Here is a 14,674-nt window from a genome sequence, read left to right on the forward strand (position 1 = left end):
CGGAGTACCTGTTTGGCGACGTGGCCCGGCTGGCGCGCTTCGACATGGCGGAGTACGCCGCGCCGGCAGCGCCACCCGGCTGGTGGGAGAAGCGGGAGGCCAACAAGGCAGCCTGGCGCGGCGCGTCCGCGAGCAGCCCTTCGGCGTGGTGCTGCTGGACGAAATCGAAAAAGCGGACGCGAGCGTCCATGACCTGCTGTTGCAGGTGCTCGGCGAAGGCCGGCTCACGGACGCCACTGGCCGCACCGTCAGCTTCCGCAACACCGTGGTGCTGCTCACCAGCAACCTGGGCGCCGACAGCGCGGGGCGCTCGCTGGGCTTCGGGGAGCGCGGCGCGCTGGAGCGGGCGGCGCACTACCTGGGGGCCGCGGCGGCCTTCTTCCGGCCGGAGCTGCTGAACCGGTTGGACCGGGTGGTGCCCTACCGCGCGCTCACGGAGGACGTCATTGAATCACTCGCCCGGCGCACGTTGGAGGCGGCCCTCTCTCGCGAGGGGCTCAGCCGCCGGGGCGTGAAGGTGACCTTCGGCGAGGACGTGGTGAAGCACCGGCGCGCAGCGGCTTCGACACACGCTATGGGGCCAGGCCTCTCAAGCGCGCCGTGGAGCAACAGGTGGTCGCGCCCCTGGCGCGGTGGTTGGCGGCTCAGGCCACCAGCGCTCCGCCCCAGGTGGTGCTCCGAGTGGGGGCTGAGGGGCGGATTGCGTTGAGCGGCCTCGAATGACCTCCGAGGCCGCCCAGGCCAGCGATGGACGCTGTGCGGTGCGACCTAGCCCTTGAAGTTCTGGGCCACGAAGTCCCAGTTCACGAGGTGCGTCAGGAACGTCTCGATGAACTTCGGACGCGCGTTCCGGAAGTCGATGTAATACGCGTGCTCCCACACGTCGATGGTCAGCAGGGCCTTCTGGCCGTGCTTCATCGGCAGGTCCGCGTTGCCCGTCTTGGTGACCTTGAGCTTGCCGCCCTCCAGCACCAGCCAGGCCCAGCCCGAACCGAACTGCGTGGCCGCGGCGGTGGAGAACTCCTCCTTGAACTTCTCGAAGGAGCCGAAGTCACGGTCGATGGCCGCCGCGAGCTCCCCCGTCGGCTTGCCGCCGCCAGCGGGCTTCATGCACTGCCAGAAGAAGGTGTGGTTCCACACCTGCGCGGCGTTGTTGAACACGCCACCGTCGCTGTTGAGGATGACCTCCTCCAACGACTTGTTCGCCTCCGGCTTGCCGTCCAGGAGCTTGTTCAGGTTGTTGACGTAGGCGGCGTGGTGCTTGTCGTGGTGGAACTCGAGCGTCTCCGCGCTCATGTGCGGCGCGAGGGCGTCCTTCTTGTAAGGCAGATCAGGCAACGTGAACGGCATGGTCGTTTCCTTTCGGTGTGAGAGGTCAGGCGCCATCGCTATCAGACGGCGGCAGAGAGGTCACGGTTCGATAGCCCCGCGCCCAATAAAGAAGGGGCTCCTGCGGACGTCCCTCATGAAGACGTGTGACGCGGCCGACAATCAGCGTGTGGTCACCGTAACGGTGCAGGCCATGGACCTGGCATGACAGCCCCACCAGGCTGTCCCGCACGAAGGCGTCCGCGTCGAAGAACTGCGCATCCAGCTCACCCTTCGCGCACTGCACGGAGATGGAACGTTGTGCGGCGGACAGGATGCTGAGCGTGAAGACGCCGGAGACCTCCACCCGCTTCAAGGTGCGGGACGCATCCGACAACGCCACCACCACCAGCGGCGGGTCCAGCGACAGGGAACTGAAGGAGCTCACCGTCGTCGCCCGCAGGCCTTCGGTGTCCCGTATCGCCACCACGGCCACGCCGCTGGCCCACCGGGCCATGGCATCCCGGAAGCCGCGCGCGTCCACACCTTCTGGCGTGCTCTGCGTCATGCCCCCTGGATACAGGCGCTCCGCCCACCTGTCATCACACCTGCCAATAGATTGGCGGGTTGTTGTTCCAATGGCAGGGGTCTGGTGTACCCACCAGAAGACCTGCCCTGAACGAAGTCAACGGACCTCCGTGGTCTGCGAATGACCCACACCTGGAGTGAATCCACCCAAGTCCCCCGCGCCTCCGCCTTCTCAATGAGGACGGAACGATGCGTCGGAGCCGGAAGGGAGCACTGCTGTGGAGCATTCCGCTGGGCGTGCTGAGTGCCTGCGGTGGAGCACCTGACGCAGCCTGCGCCCGAAACCCGAGGCGCGCCGTCCTGGTGCCTGGAGCCCCCCAGGCACCGGACGTGACACTCAGACGGCCAGCGTGCGGGACACCGGCAGCTCGCGGATGCGCGTGCCCGTGAGCGCGAAGATGGCGTTGATGATGGCGGGCGCCACCGGAGGCACGCCGGGCTCGCCAATGCCCCCGGACGGCAGCTCACTGGGGACGATGTCGACATGAATCTTCCGCGGCGCCTCGCCGATGCGCACCAGCTTGAGGTCGCGGAAGTTCGACTGCTCCGTCACGCCGCCCTTCATGGTGACGGCGCCATGCAACGCGATGCTCATGCCGAAGATGATCGAGCCCTCCATCTGGGAGCGCACGCGTTCCGGATTGAGAATCGTCCCGGCATCCACCGACACCCACGCCTCGTCGACGCGGATGCGCCCCTGGTCATCCTTGACCACCGAGGCCACCACGGCCACGTAGCTGAGAAAGCTGCGGTGCGCGGCGAGCCCCAGTGCCCGGCCGTTCGCCTTGCGCGCGTCCCAGCCGGACATCGCCGTCACGCGCTCGATGACGCCGCGCAAGCGCCCCGCGTCCACGGGGTGGTCCTCCACCGACGCGCCGTAGTTCCGCAGTGCGGTGATGCCCAGTTCCTGGAGCGACGCCTTGCGCGGCGGTCCCAGCACCTCCAGGAGCATGTCGCGCGAGTCCGTGCCACGAAGGTGCGCCAGTTCGTCCACGAACGCGTTCACGGAGAAGGCGTGGAAGATGTTGTAGACGGACCGGAGCCAGCCGATGCGCACGTGCGGAGGCGCCTCGCAGGTCTCCGCCCGGACGTTGGGCACGGAGAGCGCCAGGTCGAGCACGCCCTGCTGGAGGTCCGACGGGCTGGGCCGCGTGGCCTGCCCGAAGGTGGACGCGATGGGCGGGAACGCGGTGCGGTGCCGCCACGCGATGACCTTGCCGGATGCATCCAGCCCAGCGGTGAGCTGCTGCGCGCTGACGGGGTGGTAGTAGTCGTGCCGGACGTCGTCCTCGCGCGTCCATTGCACGCGCACCGGAACGCCCGCTTCCTTCGCAAGCCACACCACCTCGGCGATGAAGTCCGCCTTGGACTTGCGGCCGAAACCTCCGCCCAGGAACGTGACGTGGACCTGGACCTTCTCCTCCGGCAGCTCCGCCGTCGCTGCCGCCACGCTGCGCGCGGCCTGCGGATGCTGCGTGGGCGCCCAGACCTCACACGTCCCGTTCTCCACTCGCGCCAGGGCCACGGGAGGCTCCATGGGAATGTGGGACTGGTGGGGAACGTGGTACTCGGCCTGGACGACGCGGGCGGCGGAAGCGAGCGCCGCGTCGATGTCACCGACGTTGCGCGCCACCGTTCCCGGCTCGCGAATCGACGCCGTCAGCAGCTCCCGGTACGTCGTCGAATCATAGGAGGCGTTCGGCCCGTCCTCCCAGGTGATGTCCAGAGCCTCGCGCCCGCGCATCGCCGCCCAGGTGTTCTCCGCGAGCACCGCGACGCCGCCCCAGAACTGGAACGTGAAGGGCGGCTTCGGCGCGGGCAGCTCGAGAACCTTCTTCACCCCGGGCACCGCGAGCGCGCGGGTGGCGTCGAAGCGAACGACCTTGCCGCCCACGACAGGCGGGCGCGCCACCACCGCGATGAGCATGCCCGGCAGACGGATGTCGGCGCCGAACACCGCGGTTCCCGTCACATAGGCCGGGCCATCCAGCAGCGGCATGGGCCGGCCCGCCATCCGCAGCTCACTCTTGGGCCGCAGCTTGACGTCCTTCGCCTTCGGGATGGGCAGCCTCGACGCATCGGCCACGAGTTCGCCAAAGCCCAGCGAGCGCTTGCCGTCGCGGAGGAACACCGCGTGGTCGCGGGCCTCGCACGCCTCCGGCTTCACCTTCCAGCGGCGGGCGGCCGCGGCCACCAGCATCACCCGAGCGGTGGCACCCATGCGGCGGATGTCGTCGTACACGCCCCGCACGCTGCTGGAGCCGTCCGTGTTCTGGTCGCCGTAGACCTTGTCACCGTCGGCCTGGGCCACCGTCACCCGCGCCATGTCCGCGCCCATCTCATCGGCGACGAGCACCGGCAGCGAGCTGCGCACGCCCTGCCCCATCTCCGAGCGGGCACAGACGATGGTGACCGCTCCGTCCGGAGCCACGTGGACGAACACGTTCGGGTTCAACCCCGGAGCGCCCTTCGCCGTGGAGGCATTACTGGCCGCCGCGGCCAGGCCCCCGGAGAAGACACCCAGGGCAAGCCCTCCCACGGACAGATTCAGCCCTTCCAGGAACGAGCGCCGGCTAATCAACGTGAGCAGCTTCGTCATGGCGGCCTCGTCACTCCTCGGACATGCCCGCGGCCTTCTTCACGGCCGAGCGGATTCGCGTGTACGTCCCACACCGGCAGAGGTTGCCTGCGAGCGACTGGTCGATCTCCTTGTCGGACGGCCGCGGCTTCTTCGCCAGCAGCGCCGCCGCGCACATGATCTGCCCCGCCTGGCAGAAGCCACACTGCGGCACACCCAGCTCCACCCAGGCCTTCTGCAGCGGGTGGTTGCCGTCGGGCGACAGCCCTTCGATGGTCGTCACCGAGTGCCCCTCCGCACGGCGGAGGGGTGTCACGCACGCGCGGACTGGCAGCCCGTCGAGGTGGACGGTGCACGAGCCACACAGCGCCTGGCCGCAGCCGTACTTCGTGCCGGTGAGCCCGAGCACGTCCCGCACCGCCCACAGCAGCGGCATCTCCGGGTCGACGTCCAGCTCCTTCTCCTCACCGTTGATGCGAACGCGAACCGTCACGGCCGTGCCTCCTCGCTCGGGCACTCCGAGCCCGTCTCCACCCAGGCCGCGACGATGGCGCCGAACTGCGCCTGCGTCCCCGGAGCGGGCTCACGCCCCGAGCCCGGGCTCCATCCCCAGGCCACCAATGCGTCGTGGGCGTTGTGTTGAATCATCTGCTCGGGCGTCTTGCCGCCGTTGCGCTTCATGTCCTTGAGCTGCTCGCACACCTCACGAGGGCTCTTCCCCACCCACGCCATTTCGATGGGGGCGACATGCCACTTCGGCGCGCCGGGCACGCGTGCCAGGTCCTGGTTCTTGTCCTGGTGGCAGCTGATGCACTCCATGCCCACCACGCCCTGGTCCTCGGGGCCGCGCACCACGGGCGGGTCATGAAGCTGGCCGTCGTCACCTTGCAGCGGGCTGTCACCCGCCGGGTGACAGTTCGCGCACCGCGGGTGGAAGAAGACGCGGCTGGCCTCCAGGAAGAGCGCGCGGGAGCGCTCCTTCCGGTCCAGGATGGCCGCGAAGGCTTCCACGGGTCGCAGCGCGTTGGGGGCAACCTCGGGCAGCGCGGGAATTTGCGCCGCCGCGGCATCGGGCTCCCGCTTGCACCCTCCCGCCAGCAGGAGAGCGGAGAGCGAGGCCATGACCGGAAGAGATGGCTGCATCACGCCAAGGCTCCGGCATGTCTGTACCAACTACAAGGCGAATGTTCGGGGGCCAGGATGACCCCACACGTGACGGTTCAGTGAACGGCACTCGCTTCAACCTGCTCGCCTTCCGCCTCAGCGGCCTCCACTTCGTCGAACCGGAATTTTCCGTCCTTGAAGTCCGCTCTCACGCGACTGTTCTCATGGATGTCGCCCGAGATGAGCTTCTCCGCGAGCGGTGCCTCGATGGCGCGCTGGATTTCACGCCGCAGCGGACGCGCGCCGAAGGTCGGGTCCCATCCCTTGTCCACCAGCGCCTCCAGCGCCGCGGGCGTCACCTCCAGCTCAATGCCCTGGCCGTGCAGCAGGCGGCGCGTCTTCTCCAGCATCAGGTCCACGATGGCGCGCAGCTGCGCGCGGTTGAGCGGCTCGAAGACCACCGTCTCGTCGATGCGGTTGAGGAACTCGGGCGGGAAGTGCCCCTTGAGCACGCCCATGACGCGCTCCCGCATGCGCTCCTGCGGTTCCTTGCGCGCGGTGGACTCCTGGATGAGGTGCGAGCCCAGGTTGCTGGTGCCGATGATGACGGTGTTCTTGAAGTTCACCACCGTGCCCTGCGCGTCCGTGAGCCGCCCGTCATCCAGCACCTGGAGCAGCATGTGGAACACGTCGGGGTGGGCCTTCTCCACCTCGTCGAAGAGGAGCACGGAGTAGGGCCGCCGCCGCACGGCCTCGGTGAGCTGCCCGCCCTCCTCGTAGCCGACATAGCCCGGCGGCGCGCCCACCAGCCGGCTCACGGTGTGCTTCTCCATGTACTCACTCATGTCGAAGCGGACGAGCGCCTTCTCGTCACCGAAGAGCAGCTCCGCCAGCGTCTTCGCCAGCTCCGTCTTGCCCACGCCCGTGGGGCCCAGGAAGAGGAAGGAGCCGATGGGGCGCGACTCGTCCTTGAGCCCCGCCCTCGCCCGCCGGATGGCCTGGGACAGCACGCGGATGGCCTCGTCCTGACCGATGACGCGCTCATGCAGCCGCGACTCCAGCTCCAGCAGCTTCTTGCGCTCATCCTCCGTCATCTGCGTCACGGGGATGCCCGTCATGCGCGACAGCACCTCCGCCACGTCCTCGGCGCGGACCTCCGGCGTCTCACCGGACTTCTGCGTGCGGCGCTCCTTCTGCGCGCTCTGGACCTCGCGCTCGGCGGCGCTCAGCTTTGACTCCAGCTCCTGGATGCGCGGCCCCGCCTTCCGGCCGCGTGCCTCGTCGAGCGAGCGCTTCACCTTCACCACCTCATGCTCGGCGTTCACCAGTCGCTCCGGTGGCAGCGTCAGCCGCAAGCGCACGCGGGCCGCCGCCTGGTCCACCAGGTCGATGGCCTTGTCCGGCAGGAAGCGTCCTGTGACGTAACGGTCCGACAGCTCCACCGCCGCCACCAGCGCCTCGTCCGCGATGCGCACGCGGTGGTGGGATTCGTAGCGGTCCTTGAGGCCTCGCAGAATCTCGATGGCCTGCTCGGCCGTCGGCTCCGGGACGACCACGGGCTGGAAGCGGCGTTCGAGCGCGGCATCCTTCTCGATGCGCTTGCGGTATTCGTCCAACGTCGTAGCGCCGATGACGTGCAGCTCGCCGCGTGCCAGGGAAGGCTTGAGCATGTTGCCCGCATCCATGGCCCCCTCCGCCGCGCCCGCCCCGACGATGGTGTGAATCTCGTCGATGAAGAGGACGATGTCCTCGCTGTGCTCCTTCACCTCGTCCATGACCTTCTTCAGCCGCTCCTCGAACTCGCCGCGGTACTTGCTGCCCGCGAGCAGGCCGGACAGGTCCAATTGCAGCACGCGCTTGTCGCGCAGCGTGTCCGGGACCGCGGCGGAGATGATGCGCTGGGCAATGCCCTCCACGATGGCCGTCTTGCCCACGCCCGGCTCACCAATGAGCACGGGGTTGTTCTTCGTGCGACGCGAGAGGATTTCGAGCGTGGTCTCGATTTCGTTGGCCCGCCCCACCACCGGGTCCAGCTTCCCTTCCGAGGCCAGGCTCGTCAGGTCTCGGCAGTACTCGTCCAGCGTGGGCGTGGGCGACCGGCGTGCCTCGGATGAAGGTGCCAGCGCTTCCGCGACGGCCGCGCGCGCCTTGCCGTGCTGAGCCCCTTGCTCGCGCAGAATCTCCGACGCCAGGCCTTCCCCTTCGTGCAGCAACCCCAGCAGCACGTGTTCGGGCCCCACATAGGAATGTCCCAGCTCGTAGGCCTCCTGGTACGCGAGCTCCAGGGCGCGCTTCGCATGCGGCGACAGCTCGGGACGCTCCATGGGGCGCTTCCCACGGCGCATCTCGGACTCGGCGCGCTCGGCGACGCGGGCCGGGTCCAGCTTCATGCGACTGAGCGCGGTCCGGCCCAGCGGATCCTTCGCGAGCGCCACCAGCAGGTGCTCCGTGTCGATGGAAGCCGCACCCGCGCTTCGCGCCGCCTCGAAGGCCGCTTCCAGGACGCGCCGCGTCTCATCGGAGAAGGCCTCGGTGATGTCGTAGCGCTCCACCGGCTGCTGAAGTGAACGCGACAGCCCCCCGAAGTCCTCGTCTCCGAAGTCACTGAAGAACTGGTCGAAGAGCGACGTGCCCAGGCCCATGCGGCCGAAGCGCGAGCGCTGGCTGCTACAGACGTCACACAGGGACTCGGTGGTCCGCCGGTTCCCCATGACGCGGGTGACTCGGGTGGTCGCCGGGCGCTGGTGGCAGAGGTCGCAGACATTGGCCATGGTTTCGGGTCCCCCGAACGACGGTTCAATGCCAACGCTAGGGACGGCCGGTGCGCCTCACCTCGGCCCCAGGGCAGGACCGGGCGTCCAAGGTGGCCCACCATTGCAGGGGACGCTAACCTGCCGGAAGAGCCGTTTTTCTATGCCCTCCGGGAGTCCCCGACATGTCCGAGCAGAAGCCCCGCCTGAAGCGCCCCGTGGAGAATGTCCGCGCCGAACTGCTCGCGGACCCAGACACCCAGCGCATCGCGAAGTCCCTGGATATGGAGCTGGAGGCCTACGTCGAGCTGGTCCTCGACTACGCCCAGAACCCGGACAAGGAGCCAACGCTCATCGTTGCGCCGGACGAGGAGCTGCGTGCCGCCGGCTACAACCCGCCGACCACCCAGGACGTCGCCAACTTCTTCATCGCCGCCGCCAATGGCGAGCTGGGCATTGGCCCGCCCAAGTCCTATTACAGTGGCTTCGAAGGGAAGCAGGACGACGCGAACAAGCCGTCACTCCGGGGGGATGAGGGCCAGGAGCCGGTGAAGGTGGACGAGGAGACCAGCCAGAAGCTCCGCCAGCACGTGCCCAAGGGCGGGCCTGATCGCGTTTAGGCGGATTTGACGCAACTTTCTCCCACGCTCCCCGACAATCCTTACATTCACCCCCTTTCATAGAGGTTTCCCCCATGTCCGTTGGCGGCGCAGGTGGTTCGAACGGTAGCCGTGGCTCGAATGGCGCGAGCAATGCTGGCCGGAGCGCCGCTGCAGGTGCGGCCAACGCGGCGGGCAAGGCGGCGGGCGGCCTCGCGGGCGCGCTGGGCGGTATCGGCAAGGCGCTGGGTGGCATCGGCAAGGCGGTAGGCGGCCTGGCGAACAGCATCGGCGGCATCGCCGGCAAGATTGGCAGCGCGCTGAGCCAGGTGTCCGGCCTGGTCGACAAGGCGATGAGCGCCATCACCGGCCCCCTCAAGAGCATGATTGGCGGCCTGCTGGACAAGATGCCCTTCGGCATCGGCCAGCTCGCCAAGCCGTTCGTCGACAAGTTCATCGACAACGGGCTGGCCATGGTCGCTGGCGGTCCGCTGGGTGGCGTTGCCTCGATGTTCGGCAAGGCTGGCACCGTGGGCAAGCTGGCGGACATGGTGGAGACGGTCCGCACGGGCGCGAAGACGGTGGGCGACATCGCCGAGGGCCGCTTCAACGCCCAGCAGATGGCGGCCTTCGCCCAGGCCCAGCTGATGCGCGGCCTGTAATCCCGAATCGACGGGTGAAGCCCCCAGGGCCAGCTCCCACACACGTGGGGGTTGGCCCTTCGTTCGTTTCCGAGTCCGTGTGCGCCCGCACGCTGAGTGGCCACCCGGGGCGTGAGGCCGCTTGTTGCTGGCGACCCCCGCCCGCAGCCGTTAAGGAGGGCCTCTCCCGCGCCGGCGTCTTCATGCGAACCACTCATCGTCCCCTCACCACCTTGGCCCTGGCCTTGAGCCTCTTCATGGCCGCCTTGGAAGCCACTGTCGTTTCCACGGCCATGCCCACGGTGGTGGGCGAACTGGGCGGCATCCAGCACTACGCGTGGGTCTTCACCGCGTACATGCTGTCCTCCACCATCACCGTGCCCATCTACGGGAAGCTCGCGGACCTCTACGGCCGCAAGCCCGTGCTCGTGTTCGGCATCGTGTTGTTCCTCGTGGGCTCCATCGCCAGTGGCCTGTCCACGTCCATGGCCATGTTGATCGGCTTCCGGACGCTCCAGGGCCTGGGCGCGGGCGCCATGCAGCCAGTGGCGCTCACCGTCATCGGGGACATCTACACGCTGGAGGAGCGCGCGAAGGTCCAGGGCGCGTTCAGCGCGGTGTGGGGCATCGCGGGCCTGATTGGGCCCATCACCGGTGGCTTCATCGTGAAGTACCTCACGTGGCACTGGGTCTTCTTCATCAACGTCCCGGTGGGCGTGGGCTGCCTCATCCTGCTCCTGAGCTACTTCCATGAGCGCGTGGAGCGGAAGCCCCAGAAGCTGGACTACGCGGGCGCCGCGCTGCTCACCGGCTGGGTGGTGGCGCTGCTCGTCGGCGTGCAAGGTGTGGGCGTGAATCTGTGGGGCCTCCCCGTTGCGGCCGTGCTGCTCGCGGCCTTCGTCGCGGTGGAGCGCAAGGTGGCCGAGCCCATCATCCCCATGTCCATCTTCAAGGTGCCGGCCATCGTCATCTCCTCCATCGCGGGAGCGCTCTTCTCCGCGGCGATGTTCGGGGCCACCACCTACGTTCCGCTCTTCGTCCAGGGCGTCCTGGGCGGAACGCCCACCGAGGCCGGCGGGATGATTACGCCGATGATTGTCGGCTGGCCGCTGGCGGCCCTCGTCGCTGGGAAGCTGCTGCTCAAGACGGGCTTCCGCCCGCTCATCGTGGGCGGGCTGGGATTGACGGTGGTGGGCACGTCGCTGATGGCGCTGCTCCTGGGGCCCCAGGCGCCCAAGCTGCTGCCGGAGGTGGCCATGGGCCTGTTCGGCATCGGCATGGGCTTCGCGTCCACCGCGCTGCTCATCGCCGTGCAGACCAGCGTGGGCTGGGAGCTGCGCGGCGTGGCCACCGCCAGCAACATGTTCTTCCGCACCATCGGCGGCGCCATTGGCGTGGGGCTGATGGGCGGCGTCATGGTGTCGCAGCTCCTCAAGGACCCGACGGTGCCGATTTCGGCGGCCAACGCCCTGATGAGCCCCGACCATGGCCAGGACCTGCCCGCGGACCTGCTGGCGACGCTGAGCGGCGCGCTGGGCGACGGGCTGAGCATCAACTTCTGGCTGATTTGCGCCTTCACCGTGGCCGCCTTCGCCGCGGGACTGTTCTTCCCCAAGGTGCCACGCACCACGACGGTGTCCTCCACCGAGGTGGCGGCGCCGCACTGACGTCCGTGCGGCGCCCCGTGCGTCGCTCAGAGGCCGTCAATCATCCGCAGGGCCACGTCCGGCATGAACGTGCCTGCGGGTGTGTTGGGCGCGACGCCGCACTGGCCGTCGGAGTCTCCGGGGACCTTGATCCACAGGGTCATCTCCGCGCCGCCCACGCCCACCTGGTTCGTCGTGCCAATCTTCCGGCCGGCGGGGTTGCACCACTCACCGTTGGAGCCATTGCCGTTGCGGCTGGTGTCCACCACGAAGGGCCTGGTGTAGCCGTACCGGCTGTTCAGCGAGCTGTTGACGGAGCCCGCGTACGAGGCCGACTGCGCGGTGGTGTAGAAGTTCGACACGTTGAGCGCGAAGCCTCGCACGTTGCGCACACCCATGTTCTCCAGCCGCTGGGCCATGGTGTCGGCGTTGATCCACAAGGCGTTGCCCGCGTCCAGGTAGGCCCACGTGTTCGGCGCGCGATCCCTGAACTGCTCGGTGGCGTAGCGAATCAGGCTGATGCGCGTCTGACGCTCGGCATCGTTCGCCAGGCAGTCGAGCTGGGCGACGGCGTCCGGCTCGATGATGACGACGGCGGGACGGTTGCCAATGGCGGCGGCGAAGGACGAAATCCACGTCCGGTACGCCTCTGGCGACCCCGCGCCTCCGCCCGAGTGGCTCCCGCAGTCCCGGCCAGGGATGTTGTACGCCACCAGCACCGGAAGCTTGTCCGCCGCGTCCGCGGCCGAGACGAAGCTGGACACCGCCGTGGTGATGTCTCCGCTCCAAGCGGCGAACCAGCGTGCGGCCAGGTTGTTCGCGATGGAGGACTGAATGCGCGCAGCGCGCGAGTCCCCGCTGTTGGCCCGGACCCAGTTGGCGGGGTTGGAGTTCGGGTCGATGTAGAAGCCACTCGTCATCGACAGCGGCCCGCCGCCTCCGCCGCCGTCCTCCGTGGTGAGCGAGATGTCATCGATGAACGCGCTGAACCCCGTCGCGCGGCCTCCCATCTGGAAGGTGACCTGTCCCGCCTGCGTGGCCAGCGTCGACGTGAAGGGGAACGTGAAGCGCCGCGACGTGCCGTCCAACGTAATCTGCCGGTCCAGCGGCGCGGTGTACGGCGCGCTCTCCAACTGCACCGTCACCCGGACCGTCGTCGACACCGAAGCAGAAGCGGTGAAGGACAGCGTGTACGCCCGGCCATTCACCAGCGGAATGTCATCCTGGCCAATCAGCGCGTCCCAGGGGTTGGCCGTCCCGCCCCCCACGTCCACGCGCAGGCGGGCGTTCTCCACGCGGGACTGTGTGTTGGGGCCGCTCCACCAGGGCGACACGGTGCCGCCGCTGAAGGTGCCATTGGAGACGAGCTCGGTCAGCGCGTCGGTGCGACTGCCGAGCGCCTCGGCCTCCGCCGGGTCGGGCGGCTCCGAGGGACCACAGGCAGTCGTGAGGGCCGCCGCGAGCATCAGCGCGGCCGGAGCGGTGAAGCGACGAAACGGCGAACCGGCGGAGTTACTGGGTTGCACGAAGCCATTCCTCCCGCCCGCGCGAGGACGCCAGGGAGCGGCGCCCGGAGTGACGCGGGCTGTGTCGAGTGCGTGGCCCGTGGGTGGCCCCGCGAGCACGCGGCGCCACACTTGCACGTTTTTCTTGTTTTTCAGCCCTTCAATCCGCAGCCTTCACCGAAGTGCGCGCAGATGAACAGGCGGGACGCGGTACTCGGAGGCCTGCTCCACCACGCGGCCCAGACGCAGCAGCAGGTGTTCCTCGTAGGGGCGGCCTGTGAGCTGGACACCCACCGGGAGCCCCTCTTCGTCGAAGCCGGCTGGCACCGACAGCGAGGGGAAGCCCGTCAGGTTGGCCAGGCGCACGAAGCGCATCAGGGCATCGACGACAGGCAGGTTCGACTCGCCATCCGGAAGCGCCGCCTCCGGAATGAGGGGCGCCGTGGTGGCCGTCGTCGGCGTGACGAGGACGTCCACGCCCGCCATTTGCGCCAGCAGCTCACGCGTCAGGCGATGCCGGTGCCGCAGAGCGTGCACCAGGTCCGTGGCCCGGAAGTGCCGGCCAATGGCCAGGTTGGTGCGCGTGTCGAGCCCGAACTCCGACGGATGCGCCTTCACGTGGGGAAGCATCACCTCCGACATCTCGCTCAGGATGATGCAGCTGTGCGTCCACAGCACGGTGTTGAGGTCGGGAGGCGGAATCTCCACCACGCGCGCTCCCGCAGCCGACAGCGCGGCCACGGCTTCCTTGCAGCGGGCGACGACGTCCGTGTCGGCGTCCTCGAAGTAGTCCCAGCAGATGCCCAGCCGCACGCCGCTCAGGCCGTCATCCTCGTAGCCAGACAGGTGATGCGGCGACTGCCCCTGTGAGACGAGGTCGTGTCCATCCGGCCCCGCGAGCACCGCATACGCCGCGGCGACATCGTCCACGGTGAGCCCCATGGGCCCCACGTGGCCCACGTTCCAGCACAGCGGGGGCACGCCCGTCTCCGGGATGCGGCCCCACGTCGCCTTGAGGCCCACGATGCCGCACAGGGCCGCGGGGATGCGGATGGAACCGCCGCCGTCGGCACCGATGCTCAAGGGGCACAGGCCCGCGGCCACGGCGGCGGCGGAGGCACTGGAGCTGCCACCGGTGATGCGGCCCGTGTCCCAGGGGTTGCGAGCGGCGCCGTGATGGGGATTCAACCCGATGGGGTTGATGCCAATCTCATTCATGTTGGCCTTGCCGAGGATGATGGCGCCCGCGGCCTTGAGCCGGGCCGCCACCGTCGAGTCCGCGGCGGCCACCTGCGTGCGGAACCGCGTGCCCAGCGTGGTGGGGAACCCGGCCAGGTCGACCTCGTCCTTCAGCACGACGGGAATGCCGTCGAGCACGCTCAGCGGACGCCCCTCGCGCAGCCGCTCGGAGGACGCCTCCGCGGCCCGGTGCACCTCGTCCGGCTTGCGGGCGATGAACAAGCCCAGGCGCTGCTTCCCACTGTCCATGCGGGCGATGGACTCATGAATTCGATTCACCACGGCCACCGGGTTCGTGGCGCCCTCGCGGTAGGCGCGGACATAGGCCGCGACGCTCTCACGCTCCGGTGGACTGGCGGACGCGGCGATGGCGCGCGCGGCCTGCTCCGTGGGCGTCTGCGGCTCCGTGGCGGCGGTGCCCTGGGGCAATGGAAACTGGAGCGGCGGCGCGTCCCCCGCCGAGAGCTCACGCCATCGCTCGATGCCGCTGTCCCGCGTCAGCTTGTCCAGCATCACCGACCCGACGCCGCTCTCGAGCGCGTTCACGAAAGCCTTGAGCGCCAGGCCCGACACACGGGGCGCCTTCACGGGGTTGCGTTGGTAGGTCATGGCGCCGCAGCCTATCCCCGAGCCGGCGATACCGCATGGGCGATGGTGGCCAATTCAGCGGCACGCATCGTTCGCGTTCTCGTGGACTTCGTGGCTACGCTCTTCCC

12 protein-coding genes and 1 pseudogene are annotated in these 14,674 nt (G+C 68.7%); 5 read left to right on the forward strand and 8 right to left on the reverse strand.

Features of this window, described 5'->3' with window-relative positions; all coding sequences use genetic code 11:
* Positions 1–148: 148 nt before the first annotated feature.
* Positions 149–352 (forward strand): annotated as a pseudogene (locus QEG98_RS25720) (AAA family ATPase); the annotation flags it as partial.
* Between the two features lie 98 nt (positions 353–450).
* The gene (locus QEG98_RS25725; RefSeq protein ID WP_316567967.1) at positions 451–723 is read left to right on the forward strand and encodes a hypothetical protein; all 273 of its coding nucleotides are present in this window, start codon (positions 451–453) and stop codon (positions 721–723) included.
* Between the two features lie 45 nt (positions 724–768).
* On the opposite strand, the gene QEG98_RS25730 is transcribed toward QEG98_RS25725, so the two are convergent.
* From QEG98_RS25730 to QEG98_RS25755, 6 genes are all read right to left on the reverse strand, one after another.
* The gene (locus QEG98_RS25730; RefSeq protein WP_316563163.1) at positions 769–1,350 is read right to left on the reverse strand and encodes a superoxide dismutase; all 582 of its coding nucleotides are present in this window, start codon (positions 1,348–1,350) and stop codon (positions 769–771) included.
* A gap of 25 nt (positions 1,351–1,375) precedes the next feature.
* Positions 1,376–1,876 (reverse strand): flavin reductase family protein, encoded by a 501-nt coding sequence (locus tag QEG98_RS25735; protein ID WP_090493046.1) that lies wholly within the window; start codon positions 1,874–1,876, stop codon positions 1,376–1,378.
* A gap of 357 nt (positions 1,877–2,233) precedes the next feature.
* A complete protein-coding gene (locus QEG98_RS25740; protein ID WP_316563164.1) occupies positions 2,234–4,495 on the reverse strand; it encodes a xanthine dehydrogenase family protein molybdopterin-binding subunit in 2,262 nt (753 codons plus the stop codon).
* A gap of 10 nt (positions 4,496–4,505) precedes the next feature.
* Complete coding sequence (locus QEG98_RS25745; protein WP_244172106.1) at positions 4,506–4,910, reverse strand: (2Fe-2S)-binding protein; 405 nt, start codon at positions 4,908–4,910, stop codon at positions 4,506–4,508.
* Between the two features lie 53 nt (positions 4,911–4,963).
* Positions 4,964–5,596 (reverse strand): Isoquinoline 1-oxidoreductase subunit, encoded by a 633-nt coding sequence (locus tag QEG98_RS25750; protein ID WP_316563165.1) that lies wholly within the window; start codon positions 5,594–5,596, stop codon positions 4,964–4,966.
* Between the two features lie 98 nt (positions 5,597–5,694).
* The gene (locus QEG98_RS25755) at positions 5,695–8,349 is read right to left on the reverse strand and encodes an ATP-dependent Clp protease ATP-binding subunit (protein ID WP_316563166.1); all 2,655 of its coding nucleotides are present in this window, start codon (positions 8,347–8,349) and stop codon (positions 5,695–5,697) included.
* A gap of 164 nt (positions 8,350–8,513) precedes the next feature.
* Here QEG98_RS25755 and QEG98_RS25760 point away from each other — a divergent pair, with 164 nt between their 5' ends.
* The 3 genes from QEG98_RS25760 (at position 8,514) to QEG98_RS25770 (ending at position 11,235) form a co-directional block, all read left to right on the forward strand.
* On the forward strand, positions 8,514–8,948 hold the full coding sequence (locus QEG98_RS25760; protein ID WP_011554819.1) for a hypothetical protein: 435 nt from the start codon (positions 8,514–8,516) through the stop codon (positions 8,946–8,948).
* Positions 8,949–9,022: 74 nt separating this feature from the next.
* Positions 9,023–9,589, forward strand: a complete 567-nt coding sequence (locus QEG98_RS25765) for a hypothetical protein (protein ID WP_201421337.1) — start codon at positions 9,023–9,025, stop codon at positions 9,587–9,589.
* Positions 9,590–9,771: 182 nt separating this feature from the next.
* The gene (locus tag QEG98_RS25770) at positions 9,772–11,235 is read left to right on the forward strand and encodes an MDR family MFS transporter (protein WP_316563167.1); all 1,464 of its coding nucleotides are present in this window, start codon (positions 9,772–9,774) and stop codon (positions 11,233–11,235) included.
* A 26-nt stretch (positions 11,236–11,261) separates the two neighbouring features.
* Here QEG98_RS25770 and QEG98_RS25775 read toward each other — a convergent pair whose 3' ends face one another.
* Together QEG98_RS25775 and QEG98_RS25780 are read right to left on the reverse strand one after the other, a co-directional pair.
* Positions 11,262–12,740: a glycoside hydrolase family 6 protein gene (locus QEG98_RS25775; protein WP_316563168.1), complete on the reverse strand. Its 1,479-nt coding sequence runs from the start codon at positions 12,738–12,740 to the stop codon at positions 11,262–11,264.
* Positions 12,741–12,893: 153 nt separating this feature from the next.
* A complete protein-coding gene (locus QEG98_RS25780) occupies positions 12,894–14,567 on the reverse strand; it encodes an amidase (protein WP_316563169.1) in 1,674 nt (557 codons plus the stop codon).
* Between the last annotated feature and the right edge of the window lie 107 nt (positions 14,568–14,674).

This window comes from Myxococcus sp. MxC21-1 (assembly GCF_032612255.1).
Taxonomy (GTDB): domain Bacteria; phylum Myxococcota; class Myxococcia; order Myxococcales; family Myxococcaceae; genus Myxococcus; species Myxococcus virescens.

What these genes read in the sequence shown, in the direction of transcription:
- QEG98_RS25730 (WP_316563163.1), bottom strand. Translation starts at nt 1,350, where the DNA reads ATGCCGTTCACGTTGCCTGATCTGCCTTACAAGAAGGACGCCCTCGCG.
- QEG98_RS25735 (WP_090493046.1), bottom strand. Translation starts at nt 1,876, where the DNA reads ATGACGCAGAGCACGCCAGAAGGTGTGGACGCGCGCGGCTTCCGGGAT.
- QEG98_RS25740 (WP_316563164.1), bottom strand. Translation starts at nt 4,495, where the DNA reads ATGACGAAGCTGCTCACGTTGATTAGCCGGCGCTCGTTCCTGGAAGGG.
- QEG98_RS25745 (WP_244172106.1), bottom strand. Translation starts at nt 4,910, where the DNA reads ATGCCGCTGCTGTGGGCGGTGCGGGACGTGCTCGGGCTCACCGGCACG.
- QEG98_RS25750 (WP_316563165.1), bottom strand. Translation starts at nt 5,596, where the DNA reads ATGGCCTCGCTCTCCGCTCTCCTGCTGGCGGGAGGGTGCAAGCGGGAG.
- QEG98_RS25755 (WP_316563166.1), bottom strand. Translation starts at nt 8,349, where the DNA reads ATGGCCAATGTCTGCGACCTCTGCCACCAGCGCCCGGCGACCACCCGA.
- QEG98_RS25760 (WP_011554819.1), top strand. Translation starts at nt 8,514, where the DNA reads ATGTCCGAGCAGAAGCCCCGCCTGAAGCGCCCCGTGGAGAATGTCCGC.
- QEG98_RS25765 (WP_201421337.1), top strand. Translation starts at nt 9,023, where the DNA reads ATGTCCGTTGGCGGCGCAGGTGGTTCGAACGGTAGCCGTGGCTCGAAT.
- QEG98_RS25770 (WP_316563167.1), top strand. Translation starts at nt 9,772, where the DNA reads ATGCGAACCACTCATCGTCCCCTCACCACCTTGGCCCTGGCCTTGAGC.
- QEG98_RS25780 (WP_316563169.1), bottom strand. Translation starts at nt 14,567, where the DNA reads ATGACCTACCAACGCAACCCCGTGAAGGCGCCCCGTGTGTCGGGCCTG.